Genomic DNA, 17,835 nt, shown 5'->3' with positions numbered 1-17,835 from the left:
TCACATCTCGGAGTATGGACTGGCCCGATTGGATAGCCTGGACACTTCCTTCTTCAAACCCTGATCAGGCAAGCGGCAGCTCGAATCGCCCGGCGACAACACCGCGCACCGTGAGATCTTCATCAACCTCCTCCCACCGCAGTGCCGTTCCATCGAGCTCCAGCTTCACTTGCTTCAACTGTTGGTCCGAGGCATCACGAAGGCGGCGGAATCGAGCAGCCGGAAATCCGAAGATCCGGCCATCGTGCAGCTCGAGGAAAACGTTCCGGCCTTCGACCCAGACGCGCAACGCCAGGACCTCTTTTTCAAGTTCGACGGCGGCGGCAGAATTCATGATAGGCGGAAAGCAAGACGGTTTTGTGCTCGAAGACAAGTCGCTCCATCACCCGGACGTCGCGGGGCTTGACTCCCTTCACAAGAGCCAAAGCCACAGGTTCAAGCCAGAACTTGCATTCACCTTCCGGGGCACGGACATGAATATGCGGCGGCTCCTCCCCCTCATCGGAGTAAAAGTGGAATCGGTACGAACCGATGCGAAGGACGGTCGGCATCTCCCGAAGTGTCGCATAGGCGACAGTCATGCTCAAGCACGCCCTCTTTTCCGTCTGCCGAAGGTTCGAGGTGAGCCATGACGCGTCAGCGGAGCCGGCCCGGGTGGCTGGTTGAACGAAGCCGCAGAGCGGCGGCAAGGGGGGCTGACGTCAGGGGCATCGATGAGGTTAAGCTGGAGGGGTGATGACTCCGCTGCGAATCAAATCCATCCGTTAGCGGACTGCTCGTGGGTGTGCGGAGTGCACAATCCAATCCTGCGCCGCCAGGCTAGCAAGTGCGGCATCAATCCGGTTGTTGAGTAAGGACTGACCCGTTTGGCTTGCCCCGAACCGAAGCACGCGAAACGGTTGACCGATCTCAACCTTCGATTTACATCTGGTCACATGGCCACTATTCCTAAAACGTCCAAGCCTGAGCCGCCCACCAAAGGAACGGAAATCGGTGCTCGGCTGCGTTCCCGTGCGAACAAGCTCACCGATGCGCAACGAGAAGCAGCCCGTCTACGCGGCATGCAATTGATCTACGGCAATGGCGGTGGGGACAAAGTCCACGCTCATCGCCGTTGCTACGAACTACCTCCTCGATCTAGCTGAGGAGGCGCCGGCGTCTTGGGAGGCGCTTGAGATCATTCGACGACGTTTGCCCGGAGCGATCATTATTGTTCCTCCGACAGTCATTGATGAGTTGGCCGTGGCGCACGACCATGCAGGTGATGCGGACGAACAACGGCTGGCAGAAATCGCCGTGGTAAATCTCCGCACAAAGTGGAAGTTTCAGCCGGTGGATCTAGTGCCGGTCGGTCACGGCATCGTGGAGCAGATTGCCGAGAAAATTCGGGAACGAGGCTATCTGCCGGCCGAGGAAATCAACGATTCGTTAATTCTCGCCGAAGCCTCGCTCCTCAATTGTACGCTGCTTCTTTCGTCGGATAATCACTTGCTCGATGTACCGGCAGGACCGCTCAAGTTGTTGTTGGATTCGCATGACGTATCTTGTCCCCTCATCGTATCTCCGCGAAGAATCGCGCGGGATTTTTTCCAAAAATAGTTCTATGGTTCGTTCCCGAACGAATCTCATGCGGTCAGAAAACGGAATCACGCGAACGTGATCTGAGTTTGGGATCGTTGGGGATACTGGCGCCAATTCCGGGGTAGGTGGTTTTTGGGCTTGCCTCGAAAAAATGGACAGAGGGTCACACGGTCAATCTGTCTGTGTTGAACGAAGCCGCGGAGCGGCGGCAGGGGAGTTGGCTGAGGTCGGGATGTCGATGGGGTGAAGCTGGCGGGATGACGACTCCGCTGGAATCAAATCCATCCCTGAACTGATCGTTCGTGGACGTGCGGAGTGCGCAATCCAATCCAGCGTCGCCAGGCAAACGAGTGCGGCATCAATTAGGTTTAGTAGTAAGGACTGACCCTCTTGGACTACCCTGGTCAGAGGGTATGCACTGCGGTGAGTGACCAGAGGGTCAGCGATATCGAGGAAGACGAATGGTTCGGCCGCGCTGCGAGGCGTGCCTTGAGGCACTCGCGGGCGAGTGTGAGGGCTCCGGACAAGGGAGGGACCTCGTTGCTGCGACGGACGGATTCACTGGCATCCTGGCAAAGCGCGAAGACGTCAGGTGTCGGCAGCACGTGAGGGGGGCCAGAGTCCGGAAGCCACACCGGCACGACGGAGTCGGGTGCCAAGAGGCATCGTGAGGCACCGAGAAAGCGTAGGGTATAGACCGCCAGCCAGCCTGAACCGTGTTTCCAGTTTGCCGGAGCCCGCACCTGGTAAGCCGAGGCGTTCGGCCTCGCGGCGGTTGCTTGTTGGAATAGCCAGTCGGTGAAACTTTCGCCGAACCCTGCAAGGTTGGCCCGTATCGGCTGGCCTTTCACGGTGCCGAGATCCTCATCGCGCACGCGCTGGTAGACGTCACGCCTGAACACGACGTAGAATTCGCGGTGCGGCCGAATCTGGGGGTCCCGAAACTCAACGGGCAGGGTGAAGTGAAAGACGTCCGAGATGAACTGATTCCGGCTGTTGCGCGACTCCTGAAGGGGAAGACCTAGGGTTTGGAGCGCAGCCGAGTAGCCGAGCTTGAAATCCTCCGGAGTGAGGGTGGTCGCGAATTTCGTGGAATCGAGGTCGGGCGTGAGGCCTTCTCCGAAACGCTTTTTCCAGCGTTCCATGGAGTCGATGGCTTCCCTCAGGAAGCGATCCACCTGCTCGACCGGAATATCCCCGCCGTGAAGGTGATCCTTGAAGGCTGAGCGTGGGTCGATCTTGTCGGCCACGTGCCCAAGAATCATGTCCCGATAGTTTTCTACATCCGCGGACACGACGTGGCCCATCGTACGTTGGATAACGGCGAGGCGCTCCTCAATGCGGGTGGAGATGCGCGCATCCCATGAGTCCGGCACCCGGAGGTTGAAGACCGAAACGCGATTTTTCTGGCCGTACCGGTCCAGGCGCCCAATCCGCTGCTGCACGCGCATGGGATTCCAAGGCAAGTCGTAGTTTACCATGATATGGCAGGCTCGCTGGAGGTTGACGCCTTCGCCACCGGCCTCCGTGGATATCATGAAGCGCGATGCCGCCTCGAAGCGGCGCCGGGCCAGCCGTCGATCCTGCAAGGGCACGTCACCGTTTACGATTTCCACCCCCGACCCCGGAAAAAGGGCGAGGAGCTGTTTATACAGGTAATCCTGGGTGGCTCGGAATTGAGTAAAGAAAAGGACCTTACAATTCGCCTGTTCTTGATCCAACCCGAGCAGAAGATCGCGACAGTGCTGCCACTTGCTGTCCGTGTCCAGGCGATCGAGCGACGATAGAATTCCCTGAAGGGAAATAATCTCTTCCTCGAAAAATGCTCCTTCCATCTCCTCGTCGGAAAAATTGACGGTATCCCCCGTATCCTCGCCGTCGGCATCCAAGTGGGCGGCAAAACCGCTTCGACGCTTCGCCAGCAACTCTAGTCGGTGTCGGAGGGTGGATTGAAGCGCTCGCCAGCTGCTCGCGGCAATTTTGTGGAACGTGTGCATGACCAGCTCCACTACCAGCGCGTTGGGCTTGCCGGATGCTGACGACGCGGAGAGGGACTTCCGAATGTATGCGCTGAGAAGCCTTGAGATAGCTGTTTCCTGAACGGTCCACGGGACATCGATCGTATGGGCGGAATGACCCTTGAAGATGGGCACCCCTTCCCAGTCTCGCGCCAGCGCTTTGGGTGTCCGGGTGACCACCTCCCGTAGTTGCTCCGAACTGAGTGGCGCCAGATCCTCGTTCTCGATGGGAAAAAGATCTGGCCGCAGCAAGTGCAGGAGATAAAGAAACCGGACGTCGTCCCCTTGGTGAGGCGTGGCGGAGAGAAAGAGCATCCGCGGCGAGCGAGGGGCGCCCGCTTGGGTGACGAAATTCACCGTCTTCTCTGCGATGAGTCGCTCGAACAGCCGATAGCTCTTCGTTTTTTCAAGACTCTCCGTTAGGCGGTTGCGCGATGCGTTCAACCGGTGAGCTTCGTCGCAAACGATCAGGTCAAACGGGCCGGCTTCCCTCAACACGGTCTCATAGTGCGGTTGCTTGAGGCGGTCGATGGGCGCGATGACCAGAAAGTGGTTTCGCCATTGGGCCGGGAGCGTGCCCTTGAAGTCGATGCCCAGCACCGAAAAGTAGAGGGAGAAATGCTCCTCCATCTCGTCCTGCCATTGCAGGGCCACGCCGGCCGGACAGACGATCAGGACCTTACTCGATTTCTGTGACGCCAGCGCGTGTGTGATCAGCAATCCCGCCTCGATCGTTTTTCCGAGACCGACATCGTCTGCGCACAGATGGCCGAACCGTTCACCTGACGTGATTTTGTCGAGAACGGACACCTGGTGCGGCAGCGGACGGGTGGTCGTCTTGATGAAGGCACTGGTCGCGTTGTTTTCGGCGATGACGAGGGCAGCCAACAACTGCGTCCTCAACGTCTCGACTTTGCCCCATTCGCCGGCTTGGGCCGCCTGTTCCGGGTGGGCGACCTCGACCACCGCCTCGGGAGCCAGCTCAAGCAACGCGTCTACATGATCAAAGCTGACCTGAAGACGGCGCTCGCCCAAAACATTGTCCTCATCGTAGCGGACCACCCCGAAGCCGTATTCGGGGTGTTGCTTATGAAGCACTCGGGTCCCGGCATTCATGCGAATTTTTCCAGCTCGCCCGATTGGTCGAGAGCGAGCAGGGGTATGTCGAAATATGGGAGTAAATGCTGTCTGGCAAGAGGGCTGGATTTGAAGCGCTCGTGTATCTTGGCGGCGACGACCAGCAGGCTGTCCTGGTCGCCGCGTAGTTCTTCTTCTTCCGATATCCAACCCAGCCGCCGCGCAGTGCGGCGCACAGGTCGACAAACAAAGAAGGCCGTATCATCCGCGGCGGGATGCTCGATCAGGCCAAGGCGCCGCAGTTCGCGGATCACAAAAAATAGGGGCGAAAGTGCGCTCTGCCCAAGCACACCGCGCCAGTGTGATTGTCCGGGCAGCTGCCCGCTTCGCAGAAAAGGGATAATGGCGTCCGCCCGGTCTTCACGCCGACAAAGGCCGAGCAAAACTTCCCCGAAATCGTTCTCGTAGATGAGATGATGCACTTTCTTCACGTCGTAGAAAAGCCGGCGCCAAAAATCAGCCAGCTCCCCGGTCGCGTTTCCACCGGTGAACGGGGTTTTGGTCAGCTGGAGAAACAATTCCTCAGCGACGGAAGAAAAACCTTCCGTGGCCGTGCGCGCAAAGAATCCCTTCGAGGCCAGCAGGGTTTCGAATTTGACGACCTCGGTGTGGCGATTGCCGACCGAAACGAAACAGGCGTAACTTAACATCCGATACCAAACCTCTCGTCCAGGCGCGGAAGTGGGATCGCTCAGCCAGCCCACCAATGCTGCACGTCGGTCCCCAGGCGTCTGTGCGGTCGCCGGAGCAACCCACGTGAAGAGATCGCCATCGAGGGTGAACGGCGTCTCGTCGCAGTTTTCCTCCCACCACGTCGCGACCGAGTCGATTCCCCAGCTGGGAGGCGGGGCTACCGGCTGTTGGACCCTGCGCGCAACGACGTCACGCGCCCGACGCATCTCTTCAATTTCAATGCTCTTCAGCTGGAAGGAATCCAGCTCGTCCCTGAGCTGGCGCAACGTGTCATCATCGGCATCAAGGTGGCTCACCCATTCGCCCAAAGTGTAGTTCGAGTTAACTCCGAGTTTGCGCATCGCCACCTCAACCTCCGGTTCGATCCAGTTCCTGTCGCTGAAGTCGTATCCCTTGCCCGGCTCAGACGCGAAGCGTCGCAGCAAAGCCGAGGGCATGGTCAAGGATTCGTGGCAAACTGATCGCCCTCCGTGAGGGACGTGGGCGAGCAGGAACTCGCAAATTTCATCCCTCAAGGCCTGCGTGGCGGACAATCCTTCCGAAAAGAAGATCTTCGCTCCCGCCAGCAATTCGTCGGGAGCGAGGATGCGTGCCCAGGCAATCCACGCGCTCTTGCTGACATCCCGGGCGAACATTTCCTGTGCGTGCTCAAATAGAAGCCGGGCAGCCGCGTTGATCAGCGTCAGATTACGCGTGCAATCCTGGATCTGGCCTCGGCTCTGGCCATGCATCTCAAAATCGGCGTCGATCAGGAATGGCACGAACGATTTGTGTTCGGTCGGGAACACCACGTGAAAGAAGCACTGCTCATCCGGAATGGGCAGCGGTAGGCCGTGGTCGTCGACCTGCGCGGCCACCGCAAATTCTAGGCGCCCCTCCGAGGTGTTGCGGATCGCGATTTCATCTCTGAGGACAAGAAATTGGACGGGAGCGGGATTCAGATCGTGGAAACGAACCATGGTGCCTCCCGGGACGGGGTCTCGAGTGATGTGCACTGATCGGGCAAGGCCGCGATAATCCAGCTCCAGCTTGTTCACGAACCTGGTGAAGACTGTCTGATGAGGTCTGAGGAAGCGGGACGCCCCTTGGGTGGCGTTGACGGGCACGCCGGCGGCGACGGCTGCGTCGCGCTTGGAACACTTCCACGAAAATGAGGTTGGTTCGGCTGCTTTCTCGGGGCGTTGAATTGGTTTGCTTGGATACCGCAGTAGGAGGTCCTTCACTGAGAAGTTCAAGGTGCCGCTCGTTATCTCCACCGTGTCGGTAATGGAGAACACGGACTTGAAGCCCAGGTTATAGCGCCCGATCTCCATGCGGGTCTGCACTCGCTGGCCGCCGACACTGATGATCCGGGCAATATCATCGCGAGGATTGCCGTCGCGGTCCGCTTGGTTGAATCGGCGACCATGGTTCGTCACCGTCATCAGGCAATGGTTGTCGGTGGTCTCCAAGACTGTGACGCTGAAAGGTTGATCTATTGGTCGCGGATCGGGGAGACTGGCATAGGCGTTCTCGGCATTTTGGAGTAGCTCCCGCCAGATATGCTCGGGAGAATAGCCAACGTCCTCGATAAAGGCGCGGCAGAGTTGCTTGAAGATACGGGGGCGGAACCGCTCATACACCGCACGAATGGGGGTGCGGCTCTCCCTGGCCTCTGTGCGGGCTTGGGTGACCTCCGGATCTTGGGCGGAGTGGCTCAAGTAATTGCTGAGGATGTCCTCAAACTGCTGATCCTCCGTGCTAATCTTGATTCGACTGACGAAAAGCTGCTGCCCGCGAACAACGAAATCGGCCCGATCTACCGAGGCCACTCGGCGTTCGCCGTCGCGCCACTCAAGTTTCAGCGGCACGTGTTGGTGGATCGATGTAACACCGCCGTCGCGCAGGAGCTTCTGGACGGGTGGCAGGGCGAGAATTTCATCCGCAACCTCATGCTCCAGAAAGGAGAGTCCTGATTCCGGCAGCCCATCCATGACCAGCTTCAGGTCCTTGATCCGAGCGCATACCTCAACCAGCGCTGGAAACCGCGCCAATTCACCTGGCAACGTGGTCGCTTCAACGGTGCGAGCCTCCTTGAGCCAATAGCTGTTTGGGTCGGACTCTGATTCCTCGATGACAATAAAATCACTAAGAGGTCGTGCGGTTCTCGGCCCAATACCGACAGGAAAATTTTTCCGATCTGTCCTGCTAGGCGACGCAAATATTTTCTCAAGGGCCTCGCACTGAGCTGACGACAGCGGACGACTCTTCCAAGAGTGAAAAGTGACCAGCAACTGGCGAGTGATATCCGGAAACTTGGTCGTGAACGAACGCTCTGGCAGAAAGGTGAGCCCCGAGAAGATGCCGCCATTGTCCGCTTTGACGAGGCTCTCGAATGCTCGATCGTTCAACCATGTCGGGGCCTCCACGTAGTCGCGCAGGATCAATACCACCGAACGAACGGCATCCGGAATGCTCCGGCTGAGAATTTGGCGCGGACCGAGGTCGCGCAATGCCGGGACAAGCGATGCAACAATAGACGCGCTAAGCGCCTGACCGAACAAGGCCCCCCATTGAAGGCCATCTTTGTCCGCTTGCTGCTTTTCACCGAGGCGCTTCTCGATCCACTCCCCCACTCTGTTGTGGGCAACAGCTTGCTTCAGCGAAGCGCCGAGAGCAGCTGGCAGATCTTGGGCAAGCCTCTCTTGCAGGACGCGGTCATACTCTTCGAACAAACCCCAATTGGTCAGGGCGGTCTTGTATTCTAGCCGCATCTTGCTGTGAGCGTTAGCAACTGCGCCTTCAAAAGCCGTTGGGGCCGTAGAAGAGGCCAGCCACACTTCGGCAATTGGTCGGAAGTCCTGCGCTGCATTCCGGACCTCCAAAATTGCCACGACAGGACGAACCAAGTTGGCCGGACAGGCTTCCCGTGATCCGCCCCAGAATTCGTCACCCTTATCCGGCCAAAGGTAGTCGCGGAGAAGAGTTGGGACGTCCGACCAGGGAGGATTAAACGCTGCCCGTGAGAACCGCTTGAGCCGATCGATTAGCTGACTTTTTGCTACGGCGCGTTCGCCAGACTCCGCATCCTTCAGCGCGGCGTGCAGAGTTTGGAAAAGACGATGCCACTCGGACGAAAGAGTGGCCCCGCCGGGGCGTTCGAATAGCTCCATGACGGTGCAGTCTGCGGAAGGGATTCGGATATGCCGGAGCCATTCCTCCAGGGAAGAGCGCCTCCCCAAATTGATCCCGAGAACGCACTTAAGGAGTGACATTGCCATTTGATCGCGCGTCAGGATATCACCTTCCTGGATAGACATCAGCTCCTTGATGAGCTCGATGATGTCATCCGACTGCACTTGAGGGACGTTCCACACCTTGACACAATTCTCGTTGCACCAAAGACGAGAGGCAAAGTGCTCCGGGGCCTGTTGACCCAGCTCCCTCCATCCTTCCAGGTAAACCGCGTCTTGATAGAGCGGAACACCCCGTGCTTTTCCTCCTGAAGTAAAGTGGCCCGTTAATGATCGGAGCAGGTCTCTCTTCTGCACCTGCGACTGCAGCTCATCGAAAAACCACCAAGCCGGTTGCTGGTCAAAGGCGCCCGGGAGCGGACGCGGCGGGATCTCCTTGATGATCGCGCTAAGATCCCACTCGTCATGCCACTTGGATGGATTTGCTTCCAGCCATTGACAGAGACCGGCCGCTGCTGCCCGGATTCTAGATCTGATTTCCTCCGGGTTCTCAGGGCTCCAATTGTTACGACTCAAGTCCGTCGGGCAATCGAGATGGAGGTGCAGCCGAAAGGGCCAGTTGGCCGTTACAGTGCTGAGGGGAAAGAACGCATAGGCCGCTCCTTCGCGGAGCGAGAGAAATTCCCCTGCCTGCGTGGAGACGCTCAGGAGAAAGTTGCTGTCGGCGTGCAGCGCGATTTTCCAGGGATTGCTGGTGGCGGCCTCAGTCAACCGCCAGAACCTCGCGTTGGATTTCCTACCATCGGCAGTCTGGGCCTCGAGTGTCACCGGCTCAGCCGTCACAAAGTCGACAATCGAGTCTGTGGTTTTGGCCTCATGCTGGATCAGCCTGAGGGACGTTAGCTCCAGCCTGGTGATCCTCAGTTTCCGGAGGAACAGCGGACACAATTCATACACTTGGCTTGCTTGATCTTTCAGCCGCTCGGCCAATGAAGCCCGACCCTCCGCATGCAGCCGGATGGCAAAAATCGAACCACTGGATTCAAACGCCTGCTCTACTTCACGGAACTGGTCGGCAATCTCCGGGGGCGGCGTCAGTGAGAACTCTGGCGTGCAATAGCCTAGCTCATCCTGCGACATTCGTGGTGCCGCCAGCTTGAGGAGTCTGATCAGTTTTTCAAAACGGGCGACATCATAGTAGGACTCGGGCAGCCCATTTCGACACAGAGGCAGTCGGAAACCGAAGCTTTCTCCGTCGCCCCAAGTTTTGACCCAAACCTCACTACCGATTCGGTAGCAGGACTTGAATCCCACTCCGAATTTCCCGATGCTGTCTGGTTCGATCTGCTTCGCGCCATTGGAGAAGAAGCTACACAGACCGAACAGATCGAGTCCCGTAAACCGGCGTCCATTGTTGGCGACAAGAAGCCAATCCGAGCGGGTCCAGATGCGCACTTCTCCTCCTTGAGTTCGCTCCAATGCGTCGTCGGCATTTTGCGCAAACTCAGCGAGATAATTAGCCGCCAGACCGCCCTGTTTTATGAGCCGGTTCCTTGCCTGGAGCAGCATGTTGCTTAACGGAGTATCGAGCACCAGGAGCCAGTTGGCGTGGATTGCATCGCATCTTGCTTCCGGTTTCAGCCAACTCAGGGCTTCTTCTAGAAGTTTGAACTCCTGAAAATGTTCATCACGGAGCTTCCGGAGGATGCGCGGGTCGCTACAGACCGCTTCATAGGCTTCGCGAAAGAATATCGAGGGCATTTTAAACCGGGCGCTGCGAACGAAATAGAACCGCGCCGCATCCTAGTCCTTGCTGATTGCGGAACATGAGTAATCAGGCGGCTGCGGACGTCCGCGCGACAAACCAAGCTTCCAGGATGCGGGCCCACTGCGCGGAACTGGTTACAGGCAGTGGACGGCGCAAGAGAGTCGGAAGTGCATTTTGCGCATCGCAAGGCAGCAGGACCGATAGGCAGTGAAGAGGGCTTTGGCTCCGGTCGATCTCCGAGCTCAACTCGGGGAGGGACGCCCGTGCAACGTCGGAGTCCTGGGGGCAAGGCAAAAGGGTCAGTCCATAGGTCAATACCAAAGGGACTGGAAACCACAACGTGCGATGGGAGAAGAGGAACCTGGTCGCCGCCTCCGCCAGACACTCATCAAACGACTGCTTCGCTTCGTCCTCCTTGAATATCCATCCACGGGAGTTGACCCAGCTAACCACATGATAACACGCCCCCCCTAACGCCATCCTCGTCTTTCTTGCCATCCCCCTTCTTCCCGTCTCTTGCTCGTTCATACAATCAGTAAGGACTGCCTCCTTTATCAGCAATTCGGCCAGCGTAGAATGAAGTCAGCAAGCAAAACAACAAAGCATAGACTGCAGCGCCGAGAGGCATCAATTGCGGCGTGATGGGATGACCATGTTGTTCGAGATTCCTCTTCCTTCGATCGTTGAACGAAGCCGCGGAGCGGCGGGAGGGGCTGGGGAGTTGAGCTAAGGTCGGGGGCATCAGCAGGGTCAATCTGGCGGGGTAGTGACTTTGCTGCGAATCAAATTTGTCGGTGAACGCGCGGCTCGTGGGCGTGTTGAGCGCACGATCTACTCCTACGTCGCCAGAATTGGTCGGCGGCACTGCCTCTCCGACAGCGCGTTTCAGCAGCAGATCAAGCGTGCGTGCGGAGTCCGATGGACGCGTGATCGGTGTGATTTGGCGGTAGGGGAGTTTTGATGGTGTCGAAAACATCGCGGGCGGGACGCCCGTGCCACGTGGGAGTCCGGGCGGGTTGATCGGGAGATGCGGGGGCACTTCCTTTCAGGGCTCGGGATGTGGGTTGACTCGTGAACCCATGGCGGTGCCACGGTGGGGGGAGTTGCGCCGGGCTGGGGCTTTTTTTCCGGCGATGGTGGTTGGTTGGATGAGCTACTTTGAAGTTGAGGGGGCAGACTTGTGGGGCTGGGTTCTGGTCATCGAATCGAGGAGCGATTGGGCGCAGGCTTGGGCGAAGGTGGGGGCATTGATGGGGGCGTCGATTTCGATGAGGGGAATGCCGGGGTTGAGGTGCTCGCGGATGGCTGCGAGAAGGGCGGCGTCGGCTTCTGGGGCGTGGAAGGATTGTCCGGCTTCGCCGATGGCGCTGAGTCCTCGTTTGGGAAAAAAGAGGGTGACCGGTCCGCCGTGAGCATTCGCCTTGGTCGCCAGGATTCGGCCGAGTTCCGCAGATTCGGTGACGGATGTGCGCATCAGGGTAACCTGAGGGTTGTGCTGGTAGAACAGGCGGCCTGCAAAGCGCGGGGGAACCGTCTGGCGTTCGCCGAAGTTCACCATGTCGAGGCAGCCGGGGGCGAGGATGGTCGGCACGCCGAGTTTCGCCGCGGCATCCAGGCGGGTCGGGCCTGCGGACAGGATGCCGCCGACAAGCTCGTCCGCCCATTCCGTTGTGGTGAGATCCAGCACACCGGACACGAGTCCCGATGCAATCAGCGTCTCCATGTTTCTGCCGCCGGTACCTGTTGCATGAAAGACAAGTACCTCGTAGCCGGCCGCCTCGATCAGGCTCTTCGCCTCGTTGATGCACGCGGTGGTGTTGCCGAACATGCTGGCGACCACAAGGGGTTTCCCTTCGGGCGGCACCCCGCGGCGGATCTCCGCCGCACTGACCATGCCGCAGATGGCTGCCGCGGCGTTTTCAAAGGTGAGGCGCGAGATGCGATTCAATCCGGCGACGTCGACAATCGCCGGAAAGAGCACGAGATCCGAGGTGCCAACATAGGGAGCGGTGTTTCCACTCGCCAGCGTGGTCACCATGATTCTGGGAAACCCAAACGGCAGGGGCCGCATCGCGGCGCTTCCGATCGCGGTGCCTCCGCCTCCCCCCATGGAGATGGCTCCCTGAATGCTTCCCGAGGCGGCGAGTTCAGCGAGCAGGCGCGCGGCTCCTTCGGCCATGAGCGCGATGGAGACGCCGCGATCCTTGCGCGCCAGCACCGTCCGCCAGTCCGCGACCCCTGATCTCGGTGCGACTGCTTCGCATCCGAAGTCCGTTGGCGGGCCGTCATGTTGAAGTGTCGCCACGTCGATCGTCAGGACCGTGTGGCCGTGGCGCTGAATCTCGCCGGCAAGGAATCGGAGTTCCGCGCCCTTTGTGTCGAACGTGCCTAGGACGGCGATGGTCGGCATGGGGGAGGAGGACGGGTCAGGGCTTCTGCGAGGCCCAGCGCACGGCGTTGATGAGAAGCTGTTTGAAGGCCGGGTGGTCGTGGGTGCGCTGATCGTGCCCGAGGGTGATGCCGACAATACGCGCATGATCGTGTGTGGTGATCCAGACCGCGGGATGCGGGCGTCCATACTTCACCGATGGCGAAGTTTCCGCCAGGACGGTGATGGCCGCGGTGTCGGCGGGGATCTTGTCCGCCTCCGCGTTGAAATAGTAGAGTTCGTCCACCACTGAAAATGAGGCGGGCACGGCATCCAGCACGGGATGCGCAGGCAGGATTGAGTTGACGGCAAAGGCCGCGATCTTGTCGTGCCCGCGCGCTCCGCCGCCGACTATTCGTGCATTCAATTCGGGCCATTGCGGATACCCGTACCAGGTTCCGGGGTGAAGCATGACGATCCCCTTTCCCGCATCGGCAAACTGCCAGAGCGCCTGCCGGTAGGCCGGAGAATCGAAGAAACGCCGGTTGACGCTGATCACCGCGACGTCGGCGTTGGCGAGCGTTTCCGCAGCCTGATCGCGATCCTCCGTGTAATGGGTGGTGAAGCCGGCGGAGCGCAGCGTGGCGCCGTCGGCCTTGTCAAAGAAACGTGTGAAGTCATGCGAGCTTCCTCCGCCAATCAGCAGGACGCGTGTCTTGCCTGGCTCCCAATTCACGGGCGTCAGTGGCGGCAGTGGCGCGTCCCCTTTCCATCCTTCCTTGGGACCAGCGGTCCACGTCGCGGTGGAGGGAATCAATACCTCCACTGCCGCGAGCTCAGGTCGGAGCGATGCGGCGGACTGTTGAGGCGCCGGCTTGATGGGTTCTGCGCCGGCGGTGATGGCGACTGTGCAGGGGACGACGTTGTTGTCATAACTCTCCAGCACGATCGCCTTGAGCCGAGTCGGTTTAGAGAGGCCGATGCCGAAGGTGCGGAGCCGTCCCCTGCGGGTGAATGGGCCGGCGTCCGTGCTGCCGGGAACGTCGACGTTGGAAACTGCATCCGAAAAATGGATACCGTTCCTGAGGACGTGCTCCTCCGCGCCGCCGTCCGCGAATTTCACCGTGACCTTCAGCACCGGCATGCCGAGGGCGGCGCTGCCTCCGGCGGGCCATGCGTTGCCACCCACTCCTCCGAGAAAGTGGAGACTCGCTGCCGTGACATCCACGGGGATTTCCACGCGACGGGGATACTGCTGCGAGAAGTCGTCGCGTCTCGTGCCACCCTTGAGCGCTATGAGGTTGCGTCCGCTGGGTGATTTTCCGGGGTCGATCACGGCAAACGGTATGCCTTCGATGGATACATTGCCGAAGCGCGACAGCGTGACGCCGTCGTCCACCTGATCCTCGCTCTTGAACATGCCCCGCCGGGTGTCGGCGGTGTACACGCCGCGCAAGTCGAGCACGCGAAAGGCCTGGTCGGTGCCGCAGATGTAGGCGAGGAGATCGCGCAGCCCCTCGGCGCCGATGCCCTCGAATCCCTCGGGCATCAGGGACCGGTGGGTGTTCTCGCGATGGCTGATGTCGCCCCGGTTGATTTCGTGGTCGCTTGCCTGATTGCGAAGCGTGATGGAGCGGGAGTTTTCCGAAACGATCACGCCGACGTAGGTCTCACCCGTCTTTGTGGTGATGTCCCACTGGGCGTAACTGGGATCAACCTCTCGGTTGGGGTCTATGATGTGGGTGAGCAGTTCGGCAGGACCGTGCGAGCCCATGCCGGTGAGCGATGGGCCGACGGAACGTCCGGCGATGTCGCCGTGAGCATGACAGACGGCGCAGGCGGCGGTGAAAATCGCTCGACCTTTGGCGGCATCACCGGGTTTCTCGACCTCGGGAATGAGGCGGGCGATGAGGGTGTTCTTTTCCTTGATTTCAGGGCTCAGCGTGGCGAGCAGACGGGTGGCATCCCTTGAGACCTCGGAGTTCGGATGCCGGCGCAGGCGCGCGACGCTGCCGGGCCCAAGAAGGCTGGCATCAACCGATCCCGACTTCATTGCTGCGAGCAGAGCCATCGCAAATTCCGGACGCTTCAGGATTTGCTCGAAGGCCTCGGGAGCACGGGACTTCGCATAGACGTCAACGAGCGTTGCGGCTGCGGAGTCGCCGGGGACGGAACCCAACGCATCAATGAGCCCCGTGCGAAGCGGTGCGGAAACGGCCTCCGATTCGAGCAGCGTGCGGATTCGCGAGAGCGCGCCGGGCTGGGTCTGCGGCGTTGAGAGCAGGCTTGCCGCAGCCTGGGAGCGTTGTTTGTCCGACTGGCCGGCGTTTGTGAGCGCCTTCAACAAGGCGGCGCTCACCCGGTCGCGCGATTTTGCCAGCGCGCCCCTGGTGTCCCAACGCGCGGCGAGCGGGAGCGCGGCGGCGGCGGTGGTGGCGTCCTCGAGAAAATGCCGCAGGCTCGCGAGCAGTGCTGGGTTAGATTCGGGAGAGAGTTTGGGAGACTGCCCCAGGGCGGACAGAAGCGCGAGTCTCAGCGGCTGCGCATCGGAGGAGCCCGCGCCGGCGGCCGCCTTCAGGACGGACGCAATCTCATCAGCGCGCAGCGAGGGTGCCACGGCGGCGATCAGCACGTCCAGGCCAGTGCGATTGGCGACGGCGAAGCAATCGATGATGAAGGGCGCGGCGTGCTGCGTGGCCGCGGCGATGATCGCGGATTGAGTCCACGCGTCCGAAGCGCGGACAAAATCCGCAAGGATTTCCCTGCGGGCGGAACTTGTGCTGGCGGAGAGCGCGCTCGAATAAACGGCTTCGGCCTGGCTGCCGACGGGCTTGTTCAGCGCGGCGATGGCGGAGCTTCCCGCGGGGGTTTCCTGCGCGAGGCGCCACGCGGTTTTCTTCACCTGTGAATTGGGGTGGTTCCGGATGACGCTCATCAGGCCCGCGACGTCATTGCGATCGAGGACGGGCCGGGAGAGGGTCCGCGCCTGCTTGTGCTGGATGCGCCAGATGCGCGAGAAATAGTGGTCGCGATCGGGGCGGACGGCGGCGTTGGTGGGGCCGTGGGTGGGGCCGCGCGTGTCGTTGTGGATGACCGCTTGATTGTAGAAATCGATCACGTACAGCGCGCCATCGGGACCGATGCGCGTGTCGATCGGCCTGAACCAGAGGTCCGTGCTGCGAATGAACTCGGTCTCCTCGCGACCCTTCTCCTTGGCGCTGGAGTAGCTGACACCGTCGGGGGTGAGGAACTCGTGGTGAACGATGTTGAGCGTCGGCTCCGTGGTGAAGTAGCTGTAGTTCCACTTGTCGGGCCAGGCGCCGCCCTCGTAGATCGCGCACCCGGCGGCGGCGGTGAACTGGCCCACGAGATCGATCTGCACGTAGGCCTGCTCGGGCCAGGCCATGGCCGGGTAGGTTTTCTGTCCGATGATCATGCCCTTGGCGGACTGCGTTCCGGGCACTCGTCCCATGGCGAGGATCCTTTCCGGGAGGACGGTGTGGAAGAGGACCGTGCCCGACGTGGGCTGGGTCCAGAATATCTGGCCGTCCCAGGTGGCGGCGAGTCCCCAGCAGTTTCCGCTGCGACTGCTGACCTGCTCGAACGCCGTGCCATCGGGCTTGAATCTGACGACGCCGCTTCCGATAAAGCCGAATGAACGGCTGCCGTCGCCGGTCTTCACCTCGCCCCGGCTGTAGCCGTGCGTGGCGTAGATCCATCCGTCGAGCCCCCAGCGCAGATTGTTGAGCACGGCGTGCGCATCGAAGGTGCCAAGGCCCGTGTAGAGGCGCGTGCGGCGGTCGGCCACGCCATCGTAGTCGGTGTCCTCGAGAAACCAGATGTCAGGCGCGGCGGACGCGATGACGCCGTCGCGATGGAGGACAAAGCTGGTGACGAGCTCCAGTTTGTCGGCGAAAACCCGGCGCTTGTCCATGACACCGTCGCCATCGGTGTCCGTGAGGATGGAAATGCGGTCCTCGGGGTCCCGCTGGGTTTTTCCGGGATGGAGGGAACCGCTGTCCTTCCAGACGGCGGTGTTGACGGTGCGGCGGCCATTGGGGTACTCGGGCGTTTCACACACCCAGAGCCGGCCCTTCTCGTCCCATTCGAGATTCATCACCTTGTCGATGAGTGGTTCGGAGGCCACCAGGGACAGGTTGAAATCGGGATGAAGCTCGATTTTTGAAGCCGCCTTTTCGGGACGCGTGGGACCGCCTTCAACGTAGCGCAAGGCGTCGCCGAGTTCGTCGGCATGGCAGAGTTCGTCAGCGTTGGCGCGCTGTCCGGCCCAGGCGATCCCGCGCAGGAGGATGGCGCGATAGTTGGGGCGGTTGAAATTCTCGTAGTAGTGTCCGGGAATGGAGACGAACGCCCGATACGGTTTTGCGCCGCCTTCGAGTTTGCGTTCGTAGGTCCACATCTGCGGCTGGATGTCGTAGATGCTGACCCTCTTGCCCCCCGCGGTGAGCTCGCTGACGCGCTGTTGAACCCTCGGGTTGTCGCTCGCTCCCGGCTTCGGGGTGTAGGCTGTCGCGAGCACATGCGCATCCGGAGAAAGTTCGAGGTCGTAGTAGATCTCGTCGTCCATCTCCCAGTTGGAGACGTCGCGCGTGATCGGCCCGTGGCGGTCGACGAAGTAGAGGTTCATCGGCCCTTCGAGCCAGCGGGTGGTGCCGTTGCGCCAGGAGCCTCCAACGATGGACTTGAACCAGTCGGGGTCGTTGGAGACGACGCCGGCATGGATCACCACAAGACCGCCGCCGCGTTCAAGGAATCGATCGAGATTGGCGCGGTCCTCGGCGGCGGCTATTGTGCCCGCCTCCTGGGCGTGAAGGATCAGCACATCGGTTTCCGCAAGCTGCGAGGCGGTGGGAAAGGCGTCGCCGCCCGTTGCGCGCGCGCCACGATCGTTCAGAAGCGGCACCCACTCCCTGAGGAAGCGCGGGTAGTCGTGCGCGCCAGGCCCGTGGGTCTTGGGTCCTGAACGAATGAAGATGCGAAGGGGTGACTCTGCGGCGGATCCGATGACGGCGGAGCAGGCGAGGACGGATGCGAGAAGAAGGGAGACGAAACGGGCCATGGGTGTGGGAGTGCGGG

Annotated in this window: 8 protein-coding genes; 1 reads left to right on the top strand and 7 read right to left on the bottom strand. The window is 60.5% G+C overall.

The genetic code is table 11. The features are described 5' to 3' along the window. Positions 1-64: 64 nt before the first annotated feature. Positions 65-334, bottom strand: coding sequence for a DUF2442 domain-containing protein (locus HS122_00640; GenBank protein ID MBE7536902.1), 270 nt, complete (start codon positions 332-334; stop codon positions 65-67). Beyond that, positions 306-551, bottom strand: coding sequence for a DUF4160 domain-containing protein (locus tag HS122_00635; GenBank protein ID MBE7536901.1), 246 nt, complete (start codon positions 549-551; stop codon positions 306-308). The genes HS122_00640 and HS122_00635 overlap by 29 nt, the downstream gene beginning before the upstream one ends. A gap of 529 nt (positions 552-1,080) precedes the next feature. Here HS122_00635 and HS122_00630 point away from each other — a divergent pair. Then, positions 1,081-1,599: a type II toxin-antitoxin system VapC family toxin gene (locus tag HS122_00630; GenBank protein ID MBE7536900.1), complete on the top strand. Its 519-nt coding sequence runs from the start codon at positions 1,081-1,083 to the stop codon at positions 1,597-1,599. 386 nt (positions 1,600-1,985) lie between these two features. Here the strand turns inward: HS122_00630 and HS122_00625 are convergent, their stop codons facing one another. The 5 genes from HS122_00625 to HS122_00605 form a co-directional block, all read right to left on the bottom strand. Then, entirely contained in the window at positions 1,986-4,715 is a 2,730-nt protein-coding gene (locus HS122_00625; protein MBE7536899.1) for a DEAD/DEAH box helicase family protein, read from the bottom strand. Next, positions 4,712-10,363 carry a hypothetical protein gene (locus tag HS122_00620; GenBank protein ID MBE7536898.1) on the bottom strand — a complete coding sequence of 1,884 codons (5,652 nt, stop codon included), beginning with the start codon at positions 10,361-10,363 and terminating at the stop codon, positions 4,712-4,714. The genes HS122_00625 and HS122_00620 overlap by 4 nt, the downstream gene beginning before the upstream one ends. Positions 10,364-10,902: 539 nt before the next feature. Then, complete coding sequence (locus HS122_00615; protein MBE7536897.1) at positions 10,903-11,346, bottom strand: hypothetical protein; 444 nt, start codon at positions 11,344-11,346, stop codon at positions 10,903-10,905. Between the two features lie 177 nt (positions 11,347-11,523). Beyond that, entirely contained in the window at positions 11,524-12,780 is a 1,257-nt protein-coding gene (locus HS122_00610; GenBank protein ID MBE7536896.1) for a Tm-1-like ATP-binding domain-containing protein, read from the bottom strand. A 16-nt stretch (positions 12,781-12,796) separates the two neighbouring features. Further along, entirely contained in the window at positions 12,797-17,818 is a 5,022-nt protein-coding gene (locus HS122_00605) for a ThuA domain-containing protein (protein ID MBE7536895.1), read from the bottom strand. Positions 17,819-17,835 lie beyond the last annotated feature (17 nt).

It is taken from the genome of Opitutaceae bacterium (assembly GCA_015075305.1).
In the GTDB taxonomy this organism is placed as follows: domain Bacteria; phylum Verrucomicrobiota; class Verrucomicrobiia; order Opitutales; family Opitutaceae; genus UBA6669.
This window is presented reverse-complemented; position numbering and strand designations above follow the sequence as displayed.